The sequence below is a fragment of the Bacillus sp. 22190 genome (genome assembly GCF_052045575.1).
In the GTDB taxonomy this organism is placed as follows: Bacteria; Bacillota; Bacilli; order Bacillales; family Bacillaceae; genus Bacillus; species Bacillus altitudinis.
In genome coordinates this window covers 115383-127477 of sequence record NZ_JBQEPF010000006.1, presented here as the reverse complement: position 1 = coordinate 127477, position 12095 = coordinate 115383, and the positions used below count along the sequence as shown (strand labels likewise).

12 protein-coding genes are annotated in these 12095 nt (G+C 40.2%); 10 read left to right on the top strand and 2 right to left on the bottom strand.

Annotated features, from left to right (window positions below; all coding sequences use genetic code 11):
- The first annotated feature begins 76 nt into the window (after nt 1-76).
- Nucleotides 77-778, top strand: coding sequence for an AIM24 family protein (locus ACTJKA_RS10485; RefSeq protein WP_007500832.1), 702 nt, complete (start codon nt 77-79; stop codon nt 776-778).
- Between the two features lie 35 nt (nt 779-813).
- Here ACTJKA_RS10485 and ACTJKA_RS10480 read toward each other — a convergent pair whose 3' ends face one another.
- A complete protein-coding gene (locus tag ACTJKA_RS10480) occupies nt 814-1965 on the bottom strand; it encodes a diglucosyl diacylglycerol synthase (RefSeq protein ID WP_007500831.1) in 1152 nt (383 codons plus the stop codon).
- A gap of 228 nt (nt 1966-2193) precedes the next feature.
- Nucleotides 2194-3102, bottom strand: coding sequence for a homoserine O-acetyltransferase MetA (gene metA / locus ACTJKA_RS10475; protein WP_008346374.1), 909 nt, complete (start codon nt 3100-3102; stop codon nt 2194-2196).
- 138 nt (nt 3103-3240) lie between these two features.
- Here metA and ACTJKA_RS10470 point away from each other — a divergent pair, with 138 nt between their 5' ends.
- From ACTJKA_RS10470 to ACTJKA_RS10430, 9 genes are all read left to right on the top strand, one after another.
- The gene (locus tag ACTJKA_RS10470) at nt 3241-4923 is read left to right on the top strand and encodes a formate--tetrahydrofolate ligase (RefSeq protein ID WP_440607757.1); all 1683 of its coding nucleotides are present in this window, start codon (nt 3241-3243) and stop codon (nt 4921-4923) included.
- A gap of 74 nt (nt 4924-4997) precedes the next feature.
- The gene (locus ACTJKA_RS10465) at nt 4998-5480 is read left to right on the top strand and encodes a glutathione peroxidase (RefSeq protein WP_007500827.1); all 483 of its coding nucleotides are present in this window, start codon (nt 4998-5000) and stop codon (nt 5478-5480) included.
- Nucleotides 5481-5482: 2 nt separating this feature from the next.
- Nucleotides 5483-6106, top strand: a complete 624-nt coding sequence (locus tag ACTJKA_RS10460; RefSeq protein WP_025207517.1) for an HD domain-containing protein — start codon at nt 5483-5485, stop codon at nt 6104-6106.
- 30 nt (nt 6107-6136) lie between these two features.
- Nucleotides 6137-7276 (top strand): conserved virulence factor C family protein, encoded by a 1140-nt coding sequence (locus tag ACTJKA_RS10455; protein WP_017367471.1) that lies wholly within the window; start codon nt 6137-6139, stop codon nt 7274-7276.
- 310 nt (nt 7277-7586) lie between these two features.
- Entirely contained in the window at nt 7587-9263 is a 1677-nt protein-coding gene (gene ilvD, locus ACTJKA_RS10450) for a dihydroxy-acid dehydratase (RefSeq protein WP_007500822.1), read from the top strand.
- A gap of 81 nt (nt 9264-9344) precedes the next feature.
- Nucleotides 9345-9779, top strand: a complete 435-nt coding sequence (locus ACTJKA_RS10445) for a BrxA/BrxB family bacilliredoxin (protein ID WP_216099358.1) — start codon at nt 9345-9347, stop codon at nt 9777-9779.
- A gap of 65 nt (nt 9780-9844) precedes the next feature.
- Complete coding sequence (locus tag ACTJKA_RS10440; protein ID WP_440607756.1) at nt 9845-10642, top strand: class I SAM-dependent methyltransferase; 798 nt, start codon at nt 9845-9847, stop codon at nt 10640-10642.
- Between the two features lie 266 nt (nt 10643-10908).
- Nucleotides 10909-11526 carry a YpjP family protein gene (locus ACTJKA_RS10435; protein ID WP_440607755.1) on the top strand — a complete coding sequence of 206 codons (618 nt, stop codon included), beginning with the start codon at nt 10909-10911 and terminating at the stop codon, nt 11524-11526.
- 18 nt (nt 11527-11544) lie between these two features.
- Entirely contained in the window at nt 11545-12072 is a 528-nt protein-coding gene (locus ACTJKA_RS10430; protein ID WP_008346387.1) for a phosphatidylglycerophosphatase A family protein, read from the top strand.
- Nucleotides 12073-12095: the final 23 nt, after the last annotated feature.

Here is a 12095-nt window from a genome sequence, read left to right as displayed (position 1 = left end):
TATAAAACGTCCTAATCTCATGAAACCTAACGTATAACTTGTCCGTATATAGTAAAAATACAGAAAGAGGTGCGTCATGAATCGTTACACAATTGAGGAGTTTGTTCAGAATACGCAGCAAGAAGACAAAGGGGAAGGGGTCTTTGAACTTGAAACACCAAGATTGTTAGAAATTAATTTAACGGATACCATTTGGGCAAAAACAGGCTCCATGGTTTCATATCGCGGGAAAATAAAGTTTGAACGTGAAGGTGTGTTTGAACACGGTGTCTCAAAGATGTTCAAAAAAATGTTATCAGGAGAAGGAACTTCTTTGATGAAGGCCACAGGTGATGGGAAATTATATGTAGCAGACCAAGGGAAAAAAATCTCGATTCTTCGATTGGCTCAAGGGGAGTCTATTTTCGTTAATGGAAACGACTTGCTCGCATTTGAACCGTCTGTTCGGTGGGATATTAAATTAATGAAAAAGGTGTCTGGCATGCTTGCAGGCGGATTATTTAATGTCAAACTTGAAGGACCAGGTCTTGTGGCAATCACAAGTCATTACGAACCGCTGACGCTGATTGTTCAGCCAGGTGATTCTGTTTATACAGATCCGAATGCGACGGTCGCATGGTCAGGAGATTTGCAGACTGAATTTGTGACAGATGTATCGTTCAAAACGTTTATTGGCAGGGGAAGCGGAGAGTCCATTCAAATGAAGTTTAGCGGAAGTGGCTTTGTTGTCGTGCAGCCGTTTGAAGAAGTGTATACAACGAATGGGAATCAAGGTTAAAAGAAAAAAGGTGTCCGTCAATGACGGGCACCTTTTTATGATAATGCTTGAGCATACGATTTGTTGCTCATGATCAGATCTGATTGTTCGACGATATCTTCTAAAATGGTTTGAGAAGATTGTTTTAAGTGTAATTTTTTGATGTTTTGTTTCATGGATTCTAATTTTTCTTCGTCTTGTAGCAAGTTGGTGACAGATTCTAAAATGTCTTCGTGTCTGTTGATGACAATGGCAGCGCCGTAATCTTCAAAGAAAAGAGCATTTTCTTTTTCTTGTCCTGGAACAGGTTTGTAAAGAATAACTGGGACACCAATTGCTGTTGCTTCTGTTAATGTAATTCCGCCCGGTTTTGTAATCATACAGTCCGTTACTCTGAACAATTCATCAATTTGTTCCACATATCCAAGCGCCTTCAATTGATTTGGGTGTGCTTGTTCAAGTTCGCTAAGCGATTGCTTCAGCGCTGCATTCTTACCGCACACAACAACAATTTGTACTTCACTGTCAAGAAGTAGTGCTTCACACAGTTCCTTCACATTTTTTAGTACACCATGGGCACCCGCCATAATGAGAAGGACTTTTTTGTCTGATGATAATCCATATTTTTTATAGATGATCGATTTAGGCACGTCTACTTCAAATTGTGGTCTAATCGGAATGCCTGTTACCTTGACATCGCTTGGATGTGTGCCGATTTCTACTAGCTTTTGTTTCACATAATCGGTTGCAACATAGTATCGGTCAATGTTTTCATGTACCCAAATTTTATGAAGACAAAAGTCTGTCATCACATTAAATGTTGGAATGACTTTACCTGTTTTGTTTCGGTATTCAGGTACAACAATCATCGGGAATGTAATGATGATGATATCCGGATTGTGTAATTGAATTAATTCATCAAGACGCTTATTTCCCATCTTTAAATAAATGTTAAATTTGCGTTTATTGTAAATTTTATCTACACCGTAATAAAACAAGCGATAAAATTGTTTCCCAATGGAGAAGCTCTTTAAATATAAATATTGAGTCACTTCAGACACAATGGGATTTGATTCTTGATACAAATTAGAAACTATCACATGTTCAAACCCTTGGGATTTGCATTCATCATACAGTGTTTTTGCAACCTGCATATGTCCATTTCCATAATTTGCGGTCAAGATTAATATTTTTTTATTGGTATTCAAGAATATTCACCTCAAATGTAATCAACAACAACAAAACTTCGTACGAAAACTATAAATCTCATAGGTCTACATATACATAAAGATAACATATAAACAGCGAGAGCATATCATTCGTTACGAAAGAATTAAACTAATTTTAAAAAACAAACAGACTAAATTGATAATGGAAGACAGAGCCATTTGTATTTTAACACATTTTAAGCATTTATCATCAGACTACAGTTTATTTTATTCCCACACATATGGTGTTTCTTGATAAACATAGTAATTAAGCCAATTCATAAACAGCAAAGTAGCATGGGCTTTCCAGCGGTTCACTGGAACTAATGTGTCTCCATCTTCTATGAAATAGTGGACGGGTTTTTTGACTGTATCATGTTTCAACAAATCTCTTTCATATTCCTGCTTCAATGTATCTGTATCGTATTCAGGATGTCCAGTTAAAAATACTTGTTTATCATCATCTGAAACAATTAAACAAACACCAGCTTCCTCAGACGTGCTCAATACTTTTAGATTCGGCGTGTTTTTTAATTGTTCTGTATTAATATCTGTATGCCTAGAATGTGGGACATAGTATACTTCATCGAAACCTCTTACTAATCTTTCTTTTTTCTCTTTGACAAGATGCTCAAAGACACCGAATTTTTTCTCTGGAAGCTTGATTTTTTCAATGCCATAATGATGATACAGACCAGCCTGTGCCCCCCAGCATATATGGAGAGTAGACGTCACATTCGTTTTACTCCAGTCCAAAATGTCCTGCAGTTCTTTCCAATAGGAAACTTCTTCGAAAGCTAAATGCTCAATTGGTGCACCTGTAATGATCATGCCATCAAATTTTTTATGGCGAATCGAGTCAAAGGTCGTATAAAATTCATCTAGATGCTCTCTCGATGTATTCTTCGGTGTATGTGTACTTGGAATCAAAAATGTAAAATACACTTGCAACGGAGAATTTCCGAGCATTCTCAGCAGCTGCGTTTCAGTTTGTATTTTTTTTGGCATTAAGTTTAAGATCACGATATTCAAAGGACGGATATCTTGTTTGAATGCCCTTGTCTCATCCATGACGAAAATGTTTTCGCTCTCTAGTATTTGTTTTGCCGGCAGATGAACTGGTATGTTAATAGGCAACTCGCCACCCCCTGAACCAAAGCTAATTTCACTTCATTATAGGAACTTTCTGGCGATATTTCAATGTTTCAATTATGTTACAATGAAAAATAGAGCAAAAAAGAAAGCTGTTTCTGTCAAAAAAGGAGGCCATTAATCATGATTACAAAGCATTTATCAGATATTGACATTGCCCAAAAGGCAAAGCTGAGACCGATTCAAGACATCGCAGCAAAATTACAAATACATGACGAAGAATTAGAATGCTATGGTTTCACAAAAGCGAAAATATCTTTGACTATTTTTGACCGTTTAAAGGAACAAAAAGAAGGAAATGTGATTCTTGTGACTTCGATCAACCCAACGCCAGCAGGTGAGGGGAAGTCCACCGTAACAGTTGGCCTCGGTCAAGCCTTCGAGAAAATTGGGAAAAAAGCGATCATTGCCATGCGTGAACCTTCACTAGGTCCCACAATGGGTATTAAAGGCGGTGCAACTGGCGGCGGATATTCACAGGTGTTACCTATGGAAGAAATCAATCTTCATTTCACAGGGGATTTTCATGCGATTACATCTGCACATAACGCTTTATCTGCTTTTATTGATAATCATATCCATCACGGAAATGAGCTTGGAATCGACGCACGCCGAATTGTATGGAAACGAGTGTTAGATTTAAACGATCGTGCTCTAAGACAAGTGGTCGTAGGACTTGGCGGTCAATTAAATGGGTACCCTAGAGAAGATGGATTTGATATTACGGTTGCATCCGAAATGATGGCCATCCTCTGTTTAGCAGACGACTTAAACGATCTGAAAAAACGTCTTTCTTCTATTGTTGTTGCCTACAATCAAGTAGGTGAACCGGTCACAGTTGGAAATCTAGGATATGAAGGCGTATTAACCTTGCTTTTAAAAGATGCGCTGAAACCAAACCTTGTTCAAACGATTGAAGGAACTCCAGCCCTTGTTCATGGTGGTCCTTTTGCCAATATTGCACATGGATGCAATAGTTTAATTGCCACAAAAATGGCGGCAAAACTAGCAGATTACGTCGTAACAGAAGCGGGATTTGGTGCAGACCTCGGCGCGGAAAAATTTCTTCACATCAAAACAAGAGCCGGTGATTTTAAACCAGGCGCTGTTGTCATTGTAGCAACTGTCAGGGCGCTAAAAATGCATGGCGGAATGCAGAAAACAGAGCTCAAGGAAGCAAATGCACAGGCTGTATTAGAAGGTATACATAATTTAGAGAAGCATATTGAAACAGTGCAAGCCTTCGGTCTACCATATATCGTTGCAGTGAACCGTTTTATTACCGATACAAAAGAAGAAATTCAAGCAATAGAAAACTGGTGCGAAACGAATGGACATCCAGTCAAAGCGGTCAATGTATGGGAAGAAGGGGGAGCTGGCGGCGTAGCACTTGCCGAAGAGCTCACGACACTCATTGAAAAGAATGAAAACAGCTTTTCTTATTTATATGAGGAGCAAGATTCCATTGAAGAAAAGTTGTCAAAAGTCGCCAAAGTGGTTTATGGTGCAGACGGCGTCAACCTTACATCAAAAGCAAGAAAGCAGCTAGCTGCAATTGAGAAAAATGGCTGGGCCCATTTGCCGGTTTGTATGGCAAAAACGCAATATTCACTATCGGATGATCCGGCTTTAATCGGCAGACCAAAAGGCTTCACCGTTACGATTCGAGAGTTAAAACCATCTGTAGGAGCAGGTTTTATCGTTGCACTAACAGGAAGCATTCTGACCATGCCAGGTCTCCCTAAAAAACCTGCGGCACTTGAGATGGATTTATTAGAAGACGGCAGTGTGACTGGACTCTTTTAGCAGAAAGCATAAAAAGCGATTTTCTAAAAGAAGCATGTTACGATAGGAAAAAGTGAATCCTAGGAGGATATGAGATGTCAATTTATGATATTCAGGTCAAGACCATTAACGGTCAGGAAAAATCAATGGCAGATTACAAAGGGAAAGTACTGATCATCGTGAACACAGCGAGCAAATGTGGACTGACCCCTCAATTTAAACAATTACAAGAGTTATACGATCAATATCATGAAAAGGGCCTTGAAATTTTAGGATTTCCGTGCAATCAATTTATGAATCAAGAGCCAGAAGGGGAAGAAGCAATTCAAGAATTCTGTTCGTTAAACTATGGTGTGACCTTCCCGATGTTTGCAAAAGTAGATGTCAATGGTGACAATGCGCATCCGCTTTTCAAATACTTAACGAGTCATGCGAAAGGTGTGCTTGGTACAAAAACGGTGAAATGGAATTTTACAAAATTTATCGTTGACCAAAACGGAGAAGTGACTGAACGATTTTCTCCTAAAACACCACCGAAAGAATTAGAAAGCTCCATTATCGCTCTTTTGGAGAAATAAGCATGAATTTGAGTAAGCAGCAAGAACAATTGGAGGCAGCTGCCTCCTTTGTTTCAAAACAGCTAAAGAATGAACCGACTGGACACGATGAAGCTCATATCAATCGTGTGCGCCAGCTTGCCGTCCATATTGCACAACAGGAGGGCGGGTCGCTTTTTGTCATTGAAATGGCAGCGATTATCCATGATGTCATTGATGACAAGCTGTCTAGTGAATGGAAGCTTTCACCGCATGATCTCAAGCAGCAGCTCCTTTTGTGGGAAGTGGACACGCAAGATATTCGCTATATCATGGATATTATTACAACGATGTCTTTTCGTCACCGGCATATGCAGCATAAGCCAGTGACATTAGAAGGGGCCATTGTTCAAGATGCAGATCGGCTAGATGCGATAGGTGCAACTGGGATTGCAAGGGTGTTTACATATGCAGGTGCAAAAGGGGAGCCTCACTATACAGAGGGTGCTCACCAAGGCACAGTACTTTTGCATATGCAAGAAAAGCTGCTTCAATTAAAAAACTTGATGAACACACGTGCTGGAAAGCAGCTGGCTCATGAGCGGCATGAGTTTATGTGTCTATTTATTAAGACATGGAAAGAAGAATGCGGCCTTACAGATGAGTAGGGTCTTTATGTGTGTAAGGAGGATGTATAGATGAAAATAACTGCCATAGAACCAACGCCAAGCCCGAATACAATGAAAGTCATTTTGACAGAAGCGCTTGCAGGCGGTAAAAGCAATAACTACAAAAAAGATCAAAAAGACGAAGCGCCAGAGATGATCAAGCGCATTTTAACCATTGAAGGTGTAAAAGGTGTTTACCATGTAGCCGATTTCTTAGCGGTTGAGCGTAATGCGAAATTTGACTGGCAAGGTATTTTACAGCAAGTCAGAGAAGCCTTTGGACAAGAAACAGAAGGTCTTCAGGGAGAATCGCAGTCAGGTGATGACACATTTGGAGAAGTCAAAGTGTTTGTTCAAATGTTTAATGGGATTCCGATGCAGGTGAAGCTGACAGACGGTGAAAGAGAAGAACGATTTGGAATGCCTGAACGTTTCCAGGCAGCGATTTTAAAGCTAAGAAGCAGTTCTGATAATGTTGTATTTGAACGTGTGTGGAAAGAACATGGCGTACGTTTTGGAGAATTTGCTGATATCGGTCAAGAAGTCACAGAAGAGCTGCAAGCTGCATATGACGACGAGCGTTTATCCCGTTTAACAGAGGCAGTGAAGGAAGGTCAAGAGGCTGTAGATAAACAAGTGAACCGAAAAGCATATGATGTGACAGAAGAGATGCTGCGTGATGAAGATTGGAAGAAACGTTTTGCTCATTTAGAGCAAATGCAGCCAGAGAAAAAAGATATACCTGTTTTAATGAAAGCGATGGAGGACCCAAAAACATCGATTCGCAGACAAGCTGTTGTGAATGCTGGCATGATTGAAGATCCAGCCATTTTGCCTATTTTGTATAAAGGGCTTGAAGATAAAACAGTGACAGTTAGAAGAACTGCAGGAGATTGTATTTCGGATCTTGGTGATCCTAGTGCGATTGAAGCGATGATTCAAGCCTTAAAGGACCCAAGTAAGCTTGTCCGCTGGCGTGCGGCCATGTTCCTTTATGAAGAAGGTGACGAAACAGCACTAGAAGCTTTAAAAGAAGCGGAGCAGGACCCTGAATTTGAAGTCAGTCTTCAAGTGAAAATGGCCATCGAACGAATTGAGCACGGAGAAGAAGCAAAAGGCTCTGTGTGGAAGCAAATGACAGAAAGTAGAAAAAATGCATCAGAATCATAAGAAAGACAAGCAGGCTGCCAATAAAAGGCAGCTTGTTTTCTGAAAATGGATTTTTTATTGGCAGAAAAATTTTTTTAGAAAAATTATTTTGAATATTGTTGAAATATGAGAAAAAACTCTATATAGTAGTACCAATATAGAATATTGGAGGTCAGATTTTATGACACAATCCTTGCTGAGCACTTGCTTCAGCAGAGAAATCAGTCACTATCTATTATAGGTGGCTAAATAAACAGAAAATTTGTAAAATAAAATGAACTCAAAATCATACAGTCAACAAGACTAGTAGTATAGGAGGCTTTTTAAACAGATGGCAGAACTTCGCAGTAATATGATTAAACAAGGAATTGACAGAGCACCTCACCGAAGCTTACTAAGAGCAGCTGGGGTAAAAGATGAGGATTTTGGCAAACCGTTTATTGCCGTATGTAATTCCTATATTGATATTGTCCCAGGGCATGTCCATCTTCAGGAATTCGGAAAAATTGTGAAAGAAGCCATTCGTGAAGCTGGCGGTGTTCCATTTGAATTCAATACAATTGGGGTAGATGATGGTATTGCGATGGGGCATATTGGGATGAGATATTCATTGCCAAGCCGTGAAATCATTGCTGATTCAGTAGAGACGGTGGTGTCTGCACACTGGTTTGATGGCATGGTTTGTATTCCAAACTGTGATAAAATCACGCCAGGTATGATGATGGCTGCCATGCGTGTGAATATCCCAACTGTATTTGTCAGTGGTGGACCGATGGAAGCTGGGAGAACAAGTGATGGCAGAAAAATTTCTCTTTCTTCTGTCTTTGAAGGCGTAGGCGCATACCAATCAGGGAAAATTAATGAAGAGGAATTAAACGAATTAGAGCAATTTGGCTGTCCAACATGCGGATCTTGCTCTGGTATGTTTACAGCAAACTCAATGAACTGTTTAGCAGAGGCGCTAGGGATTGCTCTTCCTGGAAATGGAACCATTTTGGCGACTTCACCAGAACGAAGAGAATTTGCGAAGAAATCAGCAAAACAATTGATGGAGCTAATCAAAAAAGACATTAAACCACGTGATATTGTCACCGAAAAAGCGATTGATAACGCATTTGCTTTAGATATGGCACTTGGTGGTTCAACAAATACAGTTCTTCATACATTGGCGATTGCAAATGAAGCAGGCGTTGAATATTCACTTGAGCGTATCAATGAAGTCGCAGAACGAGTGCCGCATTTATCGAAACTTGCTCCAGCTTCAGATGTATATATTGAAGATTTACATGAAGCTGGCGGAGTGACTGCTGCACTAAATGAATTGTCCAAAAAAGAGGGGGCTCTTCATTTAGATACCATGACCGTCACAGCGAAAACGTTAGGCGAGAACATTGCAGGTCATGAGGTAAAAGATTATAACGTCATTTATCCAATTGACAAGCCATTTACTGAAAAGGGCGGCTTAGCCGTTTTATTTGGAAACCTTGCGCCAGATGGAGCAATCATTAAAACAGGCGGTGTACAAGACGGCATCACACGTCATGAAGGACCTGCGATCGTATTTGAATCCCAAGAAGAAGCACTTGAAGGAATCATTAATCGAAAAGTAGAAGCAGGACATGTTGTCATTATTCGTTATGAAGGACCTAAAGGCGGTCCAGGTATGCCTGAAATGCTTGCACCAACTTCACAAATTGTTGGAATGGGACTTGGTCCAAAGGTTGCTTTAATTACAGACGGACGATTCTCCGGTGCTTCTCGCGGATTGTCTATTGGACACGTTTCTCCAGAGGCAGCAGAAGGCGGCCCGCTTGCCTTTGTTGAAAATGGTGATCATGTCGTTGTTGATATCGAAAAACGCATTTTAAGTGTAGATGTCCCGGAAGAAGAATGGGAAAAAAGAAAAGCAAACTGGAAAGGCTTTGAGCCAAAAGTAAAAACAGGTTACCTTGCCAGATACTCAAAACTTGTGACATCAGCCAATACAGGCGGAATCATGAAAATTTAATGTGAAATTGATCATTTGAAAATTGGCTCTCTCTATAGTATCCTTTATTCACAACATAAGGATTATAGAGGGGGCTTTTTTATGTCAATGGCATATGAAGAATATATGCGTCAGCTCGTCGTACCAATGCGCCAAGAACTAACAAGTGCAGGGTTTCAAGAGTTGACGACTGAAGAAGAAGTAGAAAAAACGATGCAGAAAGCAGAAGGAACAACATTTGTTGTCGTCAATTCCGTATGCGGATGTGCTGCTGGTTTAGCACGCCCTGCTGCTACTCAAGCTGTCATGAAAGCAGAAAAAGCACCAGATCGAATGGTGACGGTCTTTGCTGGTCAGGACCGGGAAGCAACGGCTAAAATGAGAGAATACTTCACAGGTGAGGAGCCATCTTCTCCATCTATGGCACTTTTAAAAGAAAATGAACTTGTTCACTTTATCCCGCGTGACGAAATTGAAGGTCATGAAATGGAAGATATTATGAAGAACGTCTTATCTGCATTTGAAAAACATTGCTAATACAAATGTTGAAATGTCCTGTGATCCATCAGGGCATTTTTTCTTGATTATGATGGAGGAACGTCATGCTCATTACAACAAGCTTTAGAGCAAATGAACAAACAATTGAAACGGCAAAGGCCCTCGCAAAGGACTTGCATGGTGAGTATATCGAGCGGCGCAAACAATCTGTCAAACAGCTTGCGATCAAGCGGGGGGATGTACTCGTTGTTGGGAAAGAACGATTTGAATGGTATCAGCCAAATGGTGAAAAGTTCTTTTTCCATCCAAGCTCAGCGATGTTTAGGGTGAAGCGGGTTCTGCGAGGGGAAAAAGATCCATTAATAGAAGCAGCACAATTAAAGCCGGGCGATTCCTTTTTAGATTGTACGCTTGGCTTAGGATCTGATGCGATTACCGCAAGCTGCACTACAGGAACCAATGGAAAAGTGGCCGGTATTGAAAAAAATCCGATGACGGCATTGCTTGTTCGAGAAGGACTCATCACATGGGAAACGGGTGTGAGAGAGGCAGACGAAGCGATGAAACGGATATCTGTTATCAGCGGGGATAGTATTGAGCGGTTAAAGAAGCTCCCTGATCGATCCTATGATATCGTCTATTTTGATCCAATGTTCGAAGAAACCATACAAGAGTCTGCTAGTATGATGCCGCTTCGTCATGCAGCTGAGCATCATTTTGACCATGAAACCGCTGTGAAAGAAGCAATGAGAGTGGCTAGAAAAAGAGTGGTTTTAAAAGATCATTGGAAAAGCACACGATTTACCACTGATTCCTATCAATTTCAGGTGATGAAACGTAAAACCGCCCAATTCCATTACGGATATATCTCAATAGAAGAAGACAAATCAACAAAACTTTAATCACTCTTAACAATTAAAAAAGCCCTATTTCAGGGCTTTTAATCGGTGATCTCCATATAGACAAAATAAAATAACGTCAGCAAGGAAGCTGTGATGAAAAACCCTTCAAGCATATCCATTCCTCCCAAATTTTAGTCGTCGTTACTGTCATTGTAAACGTTTTATCATGAAAAAGAAAGTCTGAACTCAATGACCAAATTGAATGACTGAAAATTCATTATATGCTAGAATAGCAGTATGATAACTTATGGAAGGAATTAGATATCATGAAAATGTGGATGAGAAAACCGCTCGTTGCACTCTTTACGATTGCGACTTTTGGTTTAATCTCTCCTCCATCAGCTTTGATGACAGACAAGCCATCTGAACTTTCTTCATCTGATAAATCACCTTATACAGCAGTTTATGATACATCAGATGCTACGCGCAGCTGGGAATTATCGCAAGAAGACAACAAAGAGCGGGTAGACCCCTTTGAGCAATATAAGCAAGAGGTTCTATTAAGTGCAGAAAACCAATCCTTTCTCAAATTTGGTCGTAAAATCACACCTGTCATTGAGGACGAGTATAGAGAAGAGATTCAACCAAAAATTGAACAAGTGTTAACCGACTTTTTAACAAATTTCAAAGATGACGAAAAATTTCAAGATGTTGTTTTAACTGATCAGCCTTCAAGCGGAAATGGGGAAAAAATCTTCCACATTTATAATAGAAAGACTGGAGAAGATTTGCTTCGTTTTCATGTCAGGAGAGATCAGCCGCCTCACAGCGGATATTGGTTTAACTTTCACTACCATACAGCAGAAGATGGATTCCAGACGCATCATGAACTCGGTAATATTTACTGGGATAAAAACACCCCGCCGAGCTGGATGAGCCACTAGAAGGAGATGTCATGCCAATTGAAAAAGTATACAATGAACGAAATGGTTCGCATTACAAAACAGATGTTAAACGAGCGTGGAGTGAAAATAGAAGATATTGCACACATTGTGCTGAAACTCCAAGAGAAATACAACCCAAATCTTCCACTTAGTGTCTGCATTGAAAATGTTGAAAAAGTGCTGAATAAAAGGGAAATTGTCCACGCAGTTTTGACAGGACTTGCTCTTGATCAGCTGGCAGAAAAAAAGCTTTTGCCAGAACCTTTGCAGCATTTAGTTGAAACAGATGAACCGTTATATGGAATTGATGAGATTATTCCGCTTTCCATTGTCAATGTATATGGATCAATCGGTTTGACCAACTTCGGTTATCTAGACAAAGAGAAATTTGGTATTATTAGAGAATTAGATGAAGGTCGTCCTGGTGAAGTACACACTTTCCTTGATGACCTTGTCGCTGCGCTTGCCGCTGCAGCAGCAAGTCGCATAGCTCACTCTCACCAAGATATTAAGGACGAAGAGCAGGATCGAGTGAATCAAGCATAAAAAGAAAAACATGTCTGCTCATC